This is a genomic window from Porphyromonas pasteri (assembly GCF_014647755.1).
Classification (GTDB): domain Bacteria; phylum Bacteroidota; class Bacteroidia; order Bacteroidales; family Porphyromonadaceae; genus Porphyromonas; species Porphyromonas pasteri.
The window spans coordinates 898,767-914,381 of the sequence record NZ_BMPU01000001.1 but is presented as its reverse complement, the minus strand read 5'-3'; the positions used below and the strand labels follow the sequence as shown (position 1 = coordinate 914,381).

The following is a 15,615-nucleotide window of genomic DNA, read 5'->3' as shown; positions in this document are numbered from 1 at the left end:
CTTGATAGGCTACAGGTGTAAAGGCGGTGACGTCATAGCCGAGTAGTACTAATTGCCCGAAAGTTTTTGCTTGAGGTTGTATACCGACTTAGCGATACGTGAGTGAGTATTGTGCGTTTTTATCAAGTCAATGATTGTCTAAATACAGAGATATTTAGGTGGTTATAACGTTGGGGTTCCACCTCTTCCCATTCCGAACAGAGAAGTTAAGCCCAATCGTGCCGATGGTACTGCGTTTCGTGGAAGAGTAGGTAGCCGCCATTTTAAGAGGTAGGGTGATGGAGTGCAAGCTTCGTCACCCTATCGCCGTTTATATGCCTACCGCCGTGAGGGCAGCGCATAGCCTCCGCACGGCACTCGCATCAGTACTCCACCAACTCGCACCCACTAGCTCGCGGAAGAACGAGCATATCCCACCAGCTCACTGCAGACGCATACCTGCGAGGAGAGGAAAGTAACCTATATTGCTTCGTATCGTGACCAATACTGGTCGGAGCGGCGCCCCTGTATAGGTTCGTTTTTGTAGCTCGTAGGATAGCCGTGGAGCGGATACGGATAGGCTCGGTTCCCCCTATGGGAGCCCTATCTTCAAGGGCGGATAGGCTTTCCTCTACATATATATAATACGCATCCCGCATCCTGTGGAACTTCCACAGGGTGCGGGATGCGTATTTATTTTTTGGGGGGGGGCTGCGACTTATTGATAGCGATCCTTAGCGGCCGCAGCTAAGGGCGAAGGGACAGTAGGCGCACTGCTCATCGTCCTCGGTCTGCGTGAAGGGCTTGTCTGTATCGTAGAGTTCGGCTAAGAGCTCATCTACGAGGAGCGCTTCGAAGGACTCTTTGACTTCCGCATAAGGGGCTGCTACTTTGCTTTGCTTTTCACCAATAGGGAAGGTGAGGAGGGGATCGTACTTCTTTTGCTTCGTCACCAAGCCATCGTTTCCTTTGAAGCGGAAGATAGCAGAGTGGATCTGCGACTCGTCGAGCTTATAGGTTTGAGCCAAGCCCGCGCAATAGATGAGCGTCTGGAGGATCGCCTTGTTCTTGGGATCCTTGAGCCGCTCTTCCCATCGGAAGTCTACGGGCTTCTTCTTGGGCGTGGAGATCGTAAGCGCAGCATTCCCTGTCTTGTAGTCTACGACGCGATACTTGCCATCGACTTGATCGATGCGGTCGATGATACCACCGAGATAGGCGGTCTTGCCACTGGGGAGCGTGAAGGCGGCATAGACCTCGCTCTCGCTCGCAGCGTAGCTAAAGGATGCAGCATGCGCACTGTCCCACTCGAGGAGCTCGCGTGCGTAGCGCTCGATGGTCTGGCAATAGATGCGCGAGAGTCCGCTGAGCGGTGCACCCGGCTTGAGCTTCAGCTCGTCACGATAGGCCTTCTCTACACGCTGCCTGATGTTGTCCTTAGCCCTGAGCTCCTTATCGATCATCTCCTTGGTGATGGTGGTGAAGGTAAGTTGCTCTCCCGTGCTTGGGCTCTTAGTAAGGTCCGAGTAGAACTCCTCCATGACGCGGTGCAGTACGGTACCGAACTCATTCGAAGCCAACAGGAGGCTGGGAGAATCCTCTTCGCGGTAGCGGCAGATCGCCTCGTAGTAGAAGCGTAGCGGACAGGCGACGTACTTCGAGAGGCTACTTGGAGAGAGTGGGCGGATGGTCTTACGCTCGGGATCCACCTTGGGGTCGGTCGTCGTACGGTAGACGAACTGCTCCCATAGCTCCCCCTCTTTACGCTTCGAGATATCGGCACTCTCCTTGGCCTTGGCTTCAAGGCGGAGGGAGCGGCGCTTGATGTCGCAGCCGTAGATGTACTGGAGTAGGCTGATGTAGCGGCTCTCTTCGCCGAGGTTGTAGCCGTCGCTGGCGGGCGCTACGACGAAGGTCAGACGCTCGGCACGTGCGATACTCTGGAAGAAGGTGTAGTCCTGCCCTGGATCTTCCTCGGCGCGCCCCGTAGGAAGGCCGAAGCCTCGGCGGAGCGTGTAGGGGACGAGCGTATCGCTGTAGCGCTTCGTGGGAAGGGCGCCCTCCTGAGCGGAGAGGTAGATCATCGTGGGGAAGTGGAGCAGTCGTGTCTCGAGAAGCCCCATGACCTGCAGTCCTTGCAGTGGGTCGCCTTCGAAGGGAATGGTCACAGTCCCCACTAAGCCCTCTAAAAGATGTATCATCGCCTCGAAGCCCAGTACCATCTGATGCTGCTGGATGAGCCCCTGCAGGCGGTTGATGAGGCGCAGGTAGTGGTGGATGAACTCAAGGTCGAAGGACGAGAGCCCTTCATATACGAGCACTGTGTCTTGCTCTTCGCCCTCCTCTTCGTGGTGCTCACTGGTACGTATCTCCTGCTGGGCCGATTGGATGAGGTGGAGCAGTACGGCCTCGATGCGCTGCAGTGGGTCGCTCGTCTCGGAGAGCGGGTCAAGGAGGAGGTGCAGGAACTCAGCTTCCGTCTTATCCGTCCAAAGATCCTTGGCGGGGACAAAGAAGCGCTTGCTCTGGCGGATATGCTCCATGAGGCGTGTGGCCTCGGGGGCGTGTGCCGTGATCAGTCCTTGGCCCAGTAGCCCGAGGAGCTGGTCAGCGGGGTAGCGTGCCGAGCTCTCCGAGCGCTTGAGGTTGAAGGAGATGAGCGTGATCCATCGCTTCAGCATGAGGGCGATGGGTGTGCGATCCAGCGGATAGCCGAGGGTGATGTTGATACTGCCGATGTCGTCAGGTATCGAGCTGACGGTGGGCAGAAGGAGCCCTTCGTCGGGCAGGATAATAGCTGCCTCGAGGTTCTCCGTCGCCTCGGCGATGTTCAGCTCTTGGAGGAGCGTCGGGAGTCCCTTGGCTTGTGAGAGGAGGCTGGAGCACTCGATGACCTGTACCTCGCGAGGGAGATGCTGTGCGCTACCTCCTTGTGTCCACGGGCCATCGACTTGACCGAACTCCTTACAGAGCTTGTGGAAGTACTTGCTCGCAGGGTGGTTGGTGTCGTGCACGACCTCGACGGCGGCATCCCAGCAGAACTCAGCACGCTCTGCCTTCGTGAGGGTCTTAAAGAGCTTCTCCTCGGAGGGTGTGAGATAGAAGAGCCCGACGAAGATGAGCTTCTCATCCCCCGCCAGCTGATTAAGTACCTCTTCCTTCGCCTCGGCGGCACGGCGATAGAGCAGCCCGTCATAGACGTAGCCCTCTGCCTGTAGGCTGGTGGTGAACCGCTTATATAGCGGGGCGAGGCACTCCCAGAAGGAGAGGAAGCGCTTCTTGTAGCCCTTGTCGTCGTCCTCGCTGATGCTCTGAAGGCTGGGTAAGTCACCCCAGAAGCCCTGGATCATCTCGCGGGCTTCTTCGGTGAGGTAGCTGAAGTCGTCGGAGATCTCCTTGATGTCTCTCAGATTGCGATAGAGGTGGTCGGTGCGCACCAGATAGCGGTCGCAGGTCTCGAAGTCCTTGAGGATAATGTTGCCCCAGTAGAGGAACTCATCGAAGCTCTCGGTCATCTCGCCTCGCTCGGTACGTACCTCGCAGTAGGTCTGGTAGAGCTTGAAGAGGAGTGCTGTCTTGTCGAGGATCTGCACCTGAGGCTGGAGGCTATGCACGAATTCGCTCACCGTCTCCATCCGTGGGGCGAAGAGGGGGCGTGCCGTAGCCAGCTGGCTCAGGTGATGGCGGAAGAAGGAGAGGGCACGCTTCGAGGGGAAGATGAAGCGCAGCTTGGCAAGCTCTTCGGCCCCTTGCTGATAGTAGTGGGCCGCGACTTGCTTGAGGAAGGGATCGATATGATTCATTAGCGCTTGGCTGTGTTCTTGGGATTCTCCAGCTCTTCGGCACGGCGCAGGTCTTCGGCTGCCTCCTTGGTGTTGCCAAGGGTGGTATTCAGCTCGGCTCGCAGGCGGTAGAGGGTAGCTGGTGCACGACCTCCGAGGAGCTCGAAGGCCTGACGGATATCGCGCTGGGCGAAGCCACGCATACCCTTAGCCATATACATACGTGCGCGTCCCTCGAGGACCTCGGCGTTCTTCGGGAGCTTGTCCGTGAGGAAGGCATAGAGGCGCTCAGCCTCGTCGTAGCGTCCGCGCATCGTCTCCAGCAGGGCATAGCCTATGCGTGCCTTGAGCGAGCCGTCATTCTCCTCGATGATGGTCTTGAGGTCGGCCTCGGCCAGGTCATACTCCTTCGTCAGTAGGTAGACCATCGCGCGCTGGTAGCGGTAGAGCTCGTTCTTCGGATGGTCGCTGAGAAGGAGGGCGAAGTCCGTGAGGGCTGCCTTGTACTCCTTGCGCTGGACGAAGAGCTTGGCACGATTGAAGCGTGTCGTCGCTTCGTGGGGATCCTTACTGAGAGCGGAGGAGAAGGAGAGGAGCGCGGCATCGTCCTTGCCCTGCAGGAGCTGAAGCCCCCCGAGGTTATTGAGGAGCATAGGCTGCAGGGCTGCAGGGGGATTGAGTCGCAGAGCCTCTGCGAGGAAGGCCTCGGCTGCAGCGTAGTCACCTCGGTTGCCTGCTGTGAAGCAGGAGTCGATGAGACGGGTATAGCGGGTGCTATCAATAGCCTGAGTCGTCTGCTCTTGGGCGGAGGCACGGAGTGGTGCTAAGAAGAGACCTATGCAGAGGGCTATGAGGGCAAAGGAAATTATCTGTCTGGAGCGAGTCATCGAATGGAGTGGGGGAGGGGCTAAGTGAATGAGCCTCCCCTATCTATCAAAGATACTGCTCATTCACGATATAGCATACGTCTTGATTCAGCAGAGGGGAAAACGCTATTCCCGTGAAGAAAAAAGTAGCGTCCCGCAGTGCTTTTTTGCTGTCTATGTACGTAGTCTTAAAGACCAGGTGCGTAAATCCGAACGACTATGTACGTGGATTTTAGAGCCACGCACATAGATTCAGCTTATCAGCTATAGGTTCGCCACTTTTATTCGTCCTCATAAGAAGTCATACCACTGCTATTCCTTGATTTTTCCTCCGAGGAAGTAAATGCCGTAGGGCACAGCTGCGTGGGGGGAGGTCGCAGAGGGTGGCTGATCGGGTAGGCTCCTTTGCGCCTACCATAGATGGCTTATGGAGTGGGTGTGAATATCTCCCTTCCGCCCCAGCCGTGGGGGCTTTTTATTACCTTTGCACGGGTAACTATAGCCTTGCCTCACTGGGCAAGCCCCTCCCTATAAATATTATGGTAGAAGACGAACTGCTTGGATATGATGATACCGCTTCGGTGGCCTTCATCCGCAACTATATCCCCCAGGAGCTCAAGGAGCTCCTCTCCGATGATGATATCGTTTACTTCGTAGACCTCATCTATGACTACTACGAGAGCCGTGGCTATCTGAGTGATGATGATGCCGATGACGAAGAGCCCATCGAGATCGATGAGGACGAGCTGGTTGACTATGTCGTGCGCAACGCTCAGAAGGATGGGGTAGGGAAGTTCGATCCCGACCAGATCCGCTTTGTCGTGCAGGGTGAGCTCGGGTACTGCGAGAGCATTAACCTCTTCGACTAATCGCCTGTGGGAAAGAACAAGCTGGCGAAGTTCGCCGAGATGGAGACCTTCCCCCATGTGCTCCAGTATCCCTTCGCACGTCTGCAGCAGGAGGCCTTCCCCCTGCGTGGTCGCTGGCGTGAGGACTTCTTCCACAACGACCGCCCCATCGTCTTGGAGCTCGGCTGTGGTAAGGGCGAGTACACCGTAGGTCTCGGTGAGCTGTATCCAGAGAAGAACTTCATCGGTGTGGACGTCAAGGGCGCTCGCATCTGGACGGGTGCGAAGGCTTCGCACGAGGCGGGTATGACGAATGTCGCCTTCCTGCGTGGGGAGATCGAGTCCCTGACGAGCTTCTTCGCTCCTGGAGAAGTCGATGAGATCTGGATCACCTTCCCCGACCCTCAGATGAAGAAGGTGACGAAGCGCCTGACCTCCTCGCGCTTCATCTGTCGCTATCTCGAGGTGCTGCGCCCTGGTGGCTCGATCCATCTCAAGACCGATAGCCCCTTCCTCTACACCTATACTAAGGCTTTCGTTGAGCTGAACCATCAGGAGATCCTGACCGATACGGCCGATCTCTATGACGGTGCCTTCGAGGATAAGATCCTCGGGATCAGGACGTACTACGAGCGTCAGTGGCTGAGCCGTGGTCTGACGATCAAGTACCTACACTTCGTCCCCAAGGAGCCTGCTGGTGGCTTCGTCGAGCCCGACATCGAGATCGAGCCCGATAGCTACCGCAGCTTCAGCCGCTCACGCAGAGTCCAATAGCACTACTCCTATGTCCATCACACTATATCCCAACCTCATCCTCGACGCCCTGCGCCGTGTCCGCTACCCAGGTACGGGTCAGGACTTAGTCACGGCCGGTATGGTCGAGGACGATATCCGTATCGAGGGTATGAAGGTGAGCTTCTCGCTTATCTTCGACAAGCCCAATTCCCCCTTCATCAAGTCGGTCGTCAAGGCCGCTGAGAAAGCCATCCTCACCTACGTCAGCCCTGAGGTCCAGATCGAGGGGAATATCAGCGTGAAGGTCCCCGAGGTCGTGCCTCAGGATAGCCTACCCCTGCTGCCGAAGGTAAAGAATACGCTGGCGATCTTCTCGGGTAAAGGAGGCGTCGGGAAGAGCACTGTCTCGGCCAACCTCGCCGTAGCCTTAGCCCAAGCAGGGTATAAGGTCGGGCTGCTGGATGCCGATATCTTCGGCCCTTCGCAGCCTAAGATGTTCGGCTGCGAAGATGAGCGTCCCGTCCTCGAGGACGTCGACGGGCAGGAGCTCATCGCACCCGTCGAGCGCTTCGGCGTGCGCATGCTCTCTATCGGCTTCTTCGTCAACAAGGAGAGCCCCGTGCTCTGGCGCGGTAGCATGGCGAGCAACGCCCTCAAGCAGCTCCTCACGGAGACGAACTGGGGTGAGCTGGACTATCTGCTCATCGACCTGCCTCCAGGGACGAGCGATATTCACCTGACGCTGGTGCAGACGCTCGGTCTGACGGGCGCACTCATCGTCACGACGCCCCAGCAGGTAGCCCTGGCTGATGCCATCAAGGGCGTGGGGATGTTCCTCGACGAGCACGTACAAGTCCCCATCCTTGGGCTGGTGGAGAATATGGCATGGTTCACTCCTGCCGAGCTCCCACAGAACAAATACTATATCTTCGGGCGTGATGGCGGTAAGGAGCTGGCTGAAGAGCTGGACATTCCTCTACTTGGGCAGATCCCCCTCATCCAGAGTATCTGCGAATGCGGTGACGGCGGTGAGCCCATCGCCACGCAGCGCGATAGCCTGATGGGTATCTACTTCCGCACGCTGGCACGCAATGTCGTCGAGCAGATCGAGCGTCGCAACGCTGAGCAAGCTCCGACCCAGCGCGTAGAGCTACAGAAATAAAAGAAGACGCTATAGAGCAGTGGGGCGGTCTGTCGCGCACCCCTTTGGCCCTTGGGCTGAAGGGCGTGTGAGGAACGTCCGGGCAACGCAGAGCGCCATACTTCCTAACGGGAAGCTATCCGTGAGGGTAGGTAGGTGTAACAGAGAATGACAGCCACGGAGGACTCGCTCCCCCGCGGTGATGGTGAAAAGGTGAGGTAAGAGCTCACCGGAGTGTGTAGCAATACATGCTGCCGTACATCCTATGGGTTGCAAGGTCATGTAAACCGACGCTACGAGGGTTGCTCGCCCCAGTCGGAGGGTAGACCGCACGAGGTGGTAGGTGACTACCATCCCAGATAAATGACAGACACCCATCGGGTGGGTGACCGCCCACGGGTACAGAACTCGGCTTATAGCTCCACTGCTTCTATTGCGCGCTTCTTCTTCATATCCCTCTCATGGTAGCGGGTGTGTCCCGCTCCCATCCTCCTTCCCTTCCGACGAGATCACTTATCCTATCCTCATTACCCTCACCCCATGCCTAACGTACTGCGGCATATAGAGGCACAAGCCCTCGCTGCTTGGCGCTTTGTGACGCTCGATATGTGGCGCCTGACGCGTGCTTCGCTCGCTGCTCCTGCCCGTCTCGGGGTGGCGACGCTGCGTGTGCTCTACATGACGGTACAGGCCTATATCGAGGAGGGTATTGGTTTGCTTGCGGGTTCGCTTACCTACAGTACGGTGCTTTCGCTGGTGCCTATTCTGGCGATCATCATCGGTATCGCTAAGGGCTTCGGACTGCAGGAGACGGTGCGTGATGCCTTGATGCGTGCCCTCCCAGGGCATGAGGTGGAGTTCGGGAAGGCCTTTGCCTACGTCGAGAACTACCTATCGCAGGTGCAGGGCGGCCTCTTCATCGGGGTCGGTCTGGCGGTACTCTTCTACACGGTGCTGATGCTGATCTCGACCATCGAAGATGCCTTCAACCGCCTCTGGCAAGCACCCTATGCCCGCCCTTGGTCACGCCGTGTGATCAACTACCTCGGCGCCTTCATCCTCTTCCCGCTACTGCTCACCATCTCCAGCGGTACGACCCTCTTCCTCTCCACCCTGAGTAATACCTACCTCGGTGAGCTGGGGATCATCTCAGCCCTCACGACACAGATCCTCGGTCTCCTGCCCTATGTCCTCGTGACGCTCGGCTTCGTCTGCCTGTACTTCTTCGTGCCGAACGTGCGGGTACACTTCATCCCCGCCCTCATCGCAGGGCTTATCGCGGGGATTGCCTTCCAGATCTTCCAGGCTCTCTACATCAATGGGGTGCTGTGGATCTCACGCTACAACGCGATCTACGGGAGCTTCGCTGCCGTGCCACTGGCGCTCCTCTGGATCCAGCTCTCGTGGATCATCATCCTGCTTGGTGCTGAGATCTCCTACTCCATACAGCACGTCTGGCACTTCACCTCGCCTCCCAATAGCCGTCCACTCTCGCGCCGCTATGCCGATACCGTCTTCATCGCCCTCACGGCACGTATCACGGCGCGCTATACCTCGGAGGATCCCGAGCCTTACCGTGCGGAGACCTTGGCTGCTGCCTGCGACCTTCCGCTGAGACAGACGCAGGAGGCGCTGAGCCAGCTGACGCGTATGGGCGTACTCATCGAGGTGAACTACGGCAAGGACGAAGTCATGGGCGGCTACTACTGCCCCAACATCGCGCCCGACCGCCTCACGCTCGGTGTGCTCCTCGATCATATCGATCGCTTCGGTGGCGAACTCCTTTCGCTCAAGCTCAGCGGCGTGCATGCTGCTGCATGGCAGGCGCGTACCCGTGCCTATGCTGCCGTCCGTGAGCGTGCGGACGTCCTACTGCGTGACCTCGTATAGGCCACTCCTTCGCTGCACTCCGCTTTGTATCCTCCGCGAGGTGTAGCAAACTACGCTTGCTTATGCAGACACTTATCAAGATATTCTTCATCTTCCTCTTCTACTGGATAGGCGAATTTCTCTCCTATCTGATGAGGGGATTTGTACCTGGCAGCGTCCTCGGGATGCTCCTTCTCTTCCTTGCGCTGCAGCTGAAGCTCGTCAAGGTGCATCAGATTGACTCCCCTGCCCGTGCTCTGACGGACAACATGGGGCTCTTCTTCATCCCCGCCGGTGTGGGGCTGATGGCGCAGCTGGATACCGTGGTGGCCAATTGGTGGGTCATCCTGGTGGCGGTCATCGTCAGCTCTATCCTCGTCATCGCTTCGGTGGCCTATGTACAGGATCAAATGGAAAGGAGGCGTAAGTAATCATGCTCGAGCACTTCTTCCACAGCGAGGTCTTCACGATCACGTTCGTCATCGGCCTCTACCTCATCAATATCAAGATCCATCGCTGGGTGCAAGTACCTGTACTGCACTCGCTGCTGCACCCCGTGCTGGTGACGATCATCGAGCTGATCCTCATCCTCACCGCACTGAAGGTACCCTACGAGACCTTCCGCGAGGGGAGCCGTATGATTCACTTCATGCTCGGCCCTTCGGTCGTCGCTCTCGGCTACATCCTCTATGAGCAGGTGGCACATCTGAAGAAGAACGCGATCTCTATCATCGTAGCTATCACCATCGGTGCTATGGTGGGTATCGGCTCTATCGTCGGTGTCGGTCATCTCCTCGGCGTAAAGAGCTCGCTCATCGCTTCGCTTGCACCGAAGTCCGTGACGACGCCTATCGCGATGGAGCTGGCAGGTCACAACGGTGGTATCCCCGGGCTGACGGCCGTCATCGTCGTCTGTGCGGGTATCATCGGTAGTATCATCGGCCCTCCGATCATGAAGCTGATGAAGATCAAGAGCCCCGTGGCGAAGGGGCTGGCGATGGGTGCTTCGTCGCATGGTATCGGTACGGCTGCTGCTATCCAGATGGGCGCTATCGAAGGTGCTCTGAGTGGGCTGGCGATCGGGATCATGGGGCTGATGACCTCCATCCTCCTGCCGCTCTTTGCTCGCTGGTTCGGCTAAGCGCATATCCCCAACTCGCTATCATAAGCCCCGAAGGCCTCAGGTCTTCGGGGCTTTTTGTACCAAGCCGCAGCCCCCTCCTCCTATTTCCGTGGGGCGAATATGTAAATCGCTACCCCCTGTGCGGTAGGGGTGTATGCATGGTTTTCACCAATTTCATCGAGTTGATGAGTGGGAATAAATAAATAACACTTATATTTGAATGGTTTCTATTTGCATTGCGCAAGTAGTTGTAAAGCAAAGTTAAGTATAAGCGTAATTATTCTCACAACTAACCATGACTCCTAAGAAACTATGGTATGCACTGGCGGCAGTCATCCTGCTGTCGTTCGGTGTACTTGGCTTCTTTGGGCTGGAGATCTTCCGCACGATGCCACCCTTCCCAACGAAGGTGGTGACGACGGATGGCACGACGCTCTTCGAAGGTCAAGACATTAAGGACGGCCAAAATGTATGGCAGTCCATCGGTGGTCAGACCGTAGGTAGCGTATGGGGCCACGGGGCGTATATCGCTCCCGACTGGTCCGCTGACTACCTGCACCGTGAGGCTGAGCTCCTGCTGAAGAAGCTCGCCGAGCGTGACGGTCTGGACTATGCCTCACTCCCTGCCGCTGAGCAGGCTAAGTATCAGGTCCTCCTACGTGAGGAGGTGCGTAAGAATACCTTCGACGAAGCGACGGGCGTCATCACGTACTCGCCGCTGCGTGCTGAGGTCGCTCGCGAGCTGGGTGCCTACTACGCGAAGCTCTTCCTCGGCGACGCTTCACCTGAGTTCGTGAAGCTCCGCTCGGCCTACGCCCTGCGCGATAAGAGCATCGAAGATCCCCGCAAGATGGAGCAGATGAACGCCTTCTTCGCTTGGGCTTCTTGGGTCTGCGTCACGAACCGCCCAGGTACGGATGTCAGCTATACCAACAACTGGCCTCACGACCCCACGATCGGCAATATCGCTCCCACTTCGCTCCACCTCTGGTCGGGCTTCAGCGTGCTGATGCTGCTGACTTGCGTCGGTATCCTCGTCTACTACTATGCTCAGTCGAAGGAAGACGAGGTAGGCGTCCTGCCCACCTCTGATCCGCTGCGTGGTATGAAGCCGACGCCCTCGATGCGCGCCACGACGAAGTACATCTGGATCGTGTCGATCCTCATCCTCGTGCAGATGGTCCTCGGGGCGATCACGGCACACTATGGGGTCGAGGGTGACGCACTCTTCGGGCTGCCTATCCAGGACTTCCTCCCTCAGGCGGTATCACGTAGCTGGCACGTCCAGCTGGCTATCCTCTGGATCGCTACCTCTTGGCTGGCTACGGGGCTCTACATCGCACCTGCTGTGTCGGGTGTCGAGCCTAAGTTCCAGCGCCTCGGGGTGAATGTGCTCTTCGGTGCGCTCCTCTTTGTCGTCGTCGGCTCACTCGTCGGTCAGTGGTTCGGGGTCATGCAGAAGCTCGGCCTCATCGAGAACTTCTGGCTCGGCCATCAGGGCTACGAGTACGTAGAGCTTGGCCGTCTGTGGCAGATCCTGCTGCTGGTTGGCCTTGTGCTGTGGCTCTTCCTCATGATCCGCGCACTGATCCCCGCTCTCAAGCGCAAGGATGAGAATCGCCACCTCCTGACGCTTTTCATCATCGCCTCGCTGGCTATCGCCTTCTTCTACGCTGCTGGGCTGATGTACGGTCGTCAGACGCACATGGCTATCGCCGAGTACTGGCGCTGGTGGGTCGTGCACCTCTGGGTAGAAGGCTTCTTCGAAGTCTTTGCTACGGTCGTTGCCGCCTTCCTCTTCTGCCGTCTTGGGCTGCTGCGTATCCAGTCGGCTACGGTCTCGGTACTCTTCTCGACGATCATCTTCCTCTCGGGGGGGATCCTCGGTACCTTCCACCACCTCTACTTCAGCGCTACGCCGACGGCGGTGCTGGCACTTGGTGCTACCTTCAGCGCGCTGGAGATCGTGCCGCTGGTGCTCATCGGTATGGAGGCTTACCACAACTATAAGCTCTCGAAGTCTACCGACTGGATCGAAGCCTATAAGTGGCCGATCTACTGCTTCATCGCTATGTGCTTCTGGAACTTCCTCGGGGCAGGCATCTTCGGCTTCGCTATCAATCCTCCTATCGCACTGTACTACCTGCAGGGGCTGAATACGACGGCTGTGCATGGTCACGCTGCGCTCTTCGGGGTCTATGGTATCCTGGGTATCGGGCTGATGCTCTTCTGCCTGCGCGGTCTCTACCCCGACTACAAGTGGAATGACAAGCTTATCGGTACGGCCTTCTGGATGATCAATATCGGGCTCTTCCTGATGGTGACGGTGAGCGTCCTGCCCATTGGTATCCTGCAGGCGCACGAATCGATCACGAATGCCTACTGGTCAGCTCGCTCGGCAGAGTTTATGCAGCAGGATCACATGCAGCTGATCCGCTGGATGCGTATGCCAGGTGACCTCCTCCTCGGTATCGGGGAGCTGCTGCTGGTGGTCTTCATCTTCGGCCTGCAGTTCGGCTGGTCACGTAAGGGTACGCGTTAGTCCCTTCACTCTATTTCGATAGCAGAGGCTATCACTGCTTCTATGGGAGCAGTGGTAGCCTCTCTTCATGTTTATACCCCGCTCACGGGAGGGCGCTCGGTGTACGAATAGGGGAGGGTGGTGTGAACCTATATGGGTCAGCGGGCGAAGCTATATAGCATTGATAAGTGACCTCTATTAGGTTGTTGCTTCGCGTCGGGATAAAAAAGTTGTGGACGAGTGGCAGATAAGTTTGGGCTACGTACGTGGTCCTAATATCTACGTACGTGGATATTTGGATTTGCGTGCCTGGTCTTTAAGACTACGTGCATAGACAGAGAAAAACCACTACGTGAAAGCGCTTTTTTCTTCACGAGAAGGACACTTTTCCCTCCGCTGGATAAGAAGAATCCTCGCGATAAGAAGGGTTTGCTTGACCAATATAGGTTCGTACTGCCCCTATCGTAGAGCTGCTGTGGTGACGTGCTGATAGCGGGGGGCATGCGCCTTGATAGGCTTGGTGTCGAGTGCGTGATGAAGGCTTCTCTCTGCGGTCACGATGAACTTCGTCCGGCCGTGTAGCTTAGGTCGCCGAGAGTGATTATCTTTACATACGTATAGGACACTATTAATTAAATATAAAGACAAATAATATGGCACTATTAGATGACCTCGTGTGGCGCCACGCCACGAAGGCCTACGACCCCACCAAGAAGCTCCGTGAAGAAGACCTGATGAAGATCGTCGAGGCAGCACGTCTGGCTCCCACGTCATCGGGCCTGCAGCAGTTCCGTCTGATCGTCGTCGGCAACCAAGAGCTGAAGGAGAAGATGGTCGAAGGGGCTCTGAACCCTGACTGCATGCGCGAGTGCTCACACGTCATCGTCTTCGCTGCTTGGGATGAGTACACGCCCGAGCGTATCGATGAGATCTACGACCTGACGACCGATGAGCGTGGTCTGGTACGTGGTCGCTTCAAGCGCTACACCGATATGCTGAAGGAGACGTTCGGTAAGATGCCTAAGGAAGAGCAGTTCCAGCACGCTGCTAACCAGAGCTTCATCGCCCTCGGTCTGGCGCTGGCACAGGCAGCTGAGCTGAAGATCGATAGCACGCCTATCGGTGGCTTCGACCCCAAGCTCGTCGACGAGCTCCTCGGTCTGCGTGAGAAGGGCCTGCGTAGCGTCTCGCTCCTTTACCTCGGCTACGCTGACCCCGAGCGCGACTGGCTGGGTAAGATGAAGAAGGTGCGCAACTCGATGGAAGAGTTCGCGACCTTCATCAAGTAGCTCTGCATTTTCACACCCACTATAGTATGCACCAAGTGAGCCTGCCCATATAGAGGCGGGCTCTCTTGGTGTATCCTCTTGTTATGTAAGGGCTGTAGCACCCCCTTACACAGCTCACCACTTAGCTTAATCGTTCGGATGCCCACGCATATCAAAGCTCTGAAATGTCCCCAGTGTGGTAGCACGCGCGCTACAAAGATTAGCGAGGACCACTACCGCTGCGACAGCTGCTCGACGGAGTTCTATCTCGACTCGGATGATATCACCATCCATCACAAGGTAGAGACGAAGCCAGCTCCCAATACCTTCCTTAGGCGTCTACTCCTCATCATCCTTGCGCCGGCGGCCTTCTTCTCGCTCATTACTATAGGGCTCATCGTCTGGGGAAGCTCTCGAGAAGAGACCTCGAGGGAGAGGGATGGTGAGGAGCATATGTCCTATGCCTGTGAGCGGCTCATGGCCTTCTCCAGTACGGCAGGGCGCCCCATCGTCGTGCTCTGTGGTGCTGCGCGCCGTGACGACTCCAGTGGGGACTGGGATCATGCTAAGGGCTTCATGTACTTCTTCGATGGAGAGACTTATGAGATCATCAAGAAGCTTGAGCTCCCTGATGTGACGGGGAGTGTCAGTGTGACGGATGCACGTCAGTTCGAGGACGGGACTTACTATGTCGTCCTCAATAAGAAGCGCCTCTTTGCGATTGATCGCTCGACGCTTGATGTGAAGGAGATCCATGGTGAGGACTATAAGCTACCAGAGTTCACTGAGGGCTTTGGTAAGGTCGGGCTTTACTTCTACAAATATGGGGATGCCCTGGAGGTCGAGACGAATCTGGGAAAGAAGTTTGTCTACTATCCCATAGCTAATAAGCTCTACACTGATCGGTCAATTTTCAAGGCTTATGAGGATAAGCTTCCCGCGCCTCAGCTCAGGACTCACTTTACCTTCTCAGAGCAGATGACGGGATCTGACTACCAGGATGAGCAGATCCAGCTTGTACGCTATCAGGCACTGGAGCAGCTCGGATATCCTCGTTATATCCCATCTTTTGGCTGGGAGAATGACAGGCATTCATACTATCCGAAAAAGATCTTTGTCAGCCAGTACGTCGTAGAGCAGTCACGCTTACAGAGCTACGAGGACTTTACTCCAGGGTCCTACTACTTCTCGCCTACCGTCCTTTATGAGTCGGCTGACCAGATCCTCATTTCCTTCAAGCCCACGGCAGCCGCTGATGCCAAGAAGATGCTCCGATGTCTGGATGCTCAGACGGGTAAGGTGCTGTGGAGCTGCTCTGAGGGGCTGGACGGCCTCGACTTCTGCTTAGGCGTAGCGCGCTTCTCTGGCGGCTATGTATTGGTAGACTACTCTCACTCTTGGCTGATCTCCAGTGAGGGTAAGGTGATGACTTGTGTGGATATCCATAGCCGCTTTAGGTAACACGAACTCCAGCCTCCCCCTG

11 protein-coding genes, 1 rRNA gene and 1 other RNA gene are annotated in these 15,615 nt (G+C 56.7%); 11 read left to right on the top strand and 2 right to left on the bottom strand.

The features are described 5' to 3' along the window. Positions 1-154 precede the first annotated feature (154 nt). Positions 155-264 (top strand): 5S ribosomal RNA (rrf, locus tag IEX77_RS03550). A 449-nt stretch (positions 265-713) separates the two neighbouring features. Here the strand turns inward: rrf and IEX77_RS03545 are convergent. Together IEX77_RS03545 and IEX77_RS03540 are read right to left on the bottom strand one after the other, a co-directional pair. Further along, a complete protein-coding gene (locus IEX77_RS03545; RefSeq protein WP_188807724.1) occupies positions 714-3,782 on the bottom strand; it encodes a PD-(D/E)XK nuclease family protein in 3,069 nt (1,022 codons plus the stop codon). Further along, positions 3,782-4,648 (bottom strand): tetratricopeptide repeat protein, encoded by an 867-nt coding sequence (locus IEX77_RS03540; RefSeq protein ID WP_188807723.1) that lies wholly within the window; start codon positions 4,646-4,648, stop codon positions 3,782-3,784. The genes IEX77_RS03545 and IEX77_RS03540 overlap by 1 nt, the downstream gene beginning before the upstream one ends. Positions 4,649-5,166: 518 nt before the next feature. Here IEX77_RS03540 and IEX77_RS03535 point away from each other — a divergent pair. From IEX77_RS03535 to IEX77_RS03490, 10 genes are all read left to right on the top strand, one after another. Continuing rightward, positions 5,167-5,496 (top strand): hypothetical protein, encoded by a 330-nt coding sequence (locus tag IEX77_RS03535; protein ID WP_188807722.1) that lies wholly within the window; start codon positions 5,167-5,169, stop codon positions 5,494-5,496. A 6-nt stretch (positions 5,497-5,502) separates the two neighbouring features. Beyond that, positions 5,503-6,249, top strand: a complete 747-nt coding sequence (trmB, locus tag IEX77_RS03530) for a tRNA (guanosine(46)-N7)-methyltransferase TrmB (RefSeq protein WP_188807721.1) — start codon at positions 5,503-5,505, stop codon at positions 6,247-6,249. A 10-nt stretch (positions 6,250-6,259) separates the two neighbouring features. Continuing rightward, positions 6,260-7,372, top strand: coding sequence for an Mrp/NBP35 family ATP-binding protein (locus IEX77_RS03525; protein ID WP_188807720.1), 1,113 nt, complete (start codon positions 6,260-6,262; stop codon positions 7,370-7,372). A 16-nt stretch (positions 7,373-7,388) separates the two neighbouring features. Continuing rightward, an RNA gene (gene rnpB / locus IEX77_RS03520) (RNase P RNA component class A) lies at positions 7,389-7,783 on the top strand. Positions 7,784-7,891: 108 nt separating this feature from the next. Next, a complete protein-coding gene (locus IEX77_RS03515; RefSeq protein ID WP_188807719.1) occupies positions 7,892-9,241 on the top strand; it encodes a YihY/virulence factor BrkB family protein in 1,350 nt (449 codons plus the stop codon). A 62-nt stretch (positions 9,242-9,303) separates the two neighbouring features. Beyond that, on the top strand, positions 9,304-9,651 hold the full coding sequence (locus tag IEX77_RS03510) for a CidA/LrgA family protein (protein ID WP_188807718.1): 348 nt from the start codon (positions 9,304-9,306) through the stop codon (positions 9,649-9,651). A 2-nt stretch (positions 9,652-9,653) separates the two neighbouring features. Then, positions 9,654-10,361: an LrgB family protein gene (locus IEX77_RS03505; protein ID WP_188807717.1), complete on the top strand. Its 708-nt coding sequence runs from the start codon at positions 9,654-9,656 to the stop codon at positions 10,359-10,361. Positions 10,362-10,638: 277 nt separating this feature from the next. Then, complete coding sequence (locus IEX77_RS03500; RefSeq protein WP_188807716.1) at positions 10,639-12,885, top strand: nitric-oxide reductase large subunit; 2,247 nt, start codon at positions 10,639-10,641, stop codon at positions 12,883-12,885. 632 nt (positions 12,886-13,517) lie between these two features. Continuing rightward, positions 13,518-14,153 carry a nitroreductase family protein gene (locus tag IEX77_RS03495; protein ID WP_188807715.1) on the top strand — a complete coding sequence of 212 codons (636 nt, stop codon included), beginning with the start codon at positions 13,518-13,520 and terminating at the stop codon, positions 14,151-14,153. Between the two features lie 138 nt (positions 14,154-14,291). Further along, complete coding sequence (locus tag IEX77_RS03490) at positions 14,292-15,593, top strand: hypothetical protein (RefSeq protein ID WP_188807714.1); 1,302 nt, start codon at positions 14,292-14,294, stop codon at positions 15,591-15,593. Positions 15,594-15,615 lie beyond the last annotated feature (22 nt).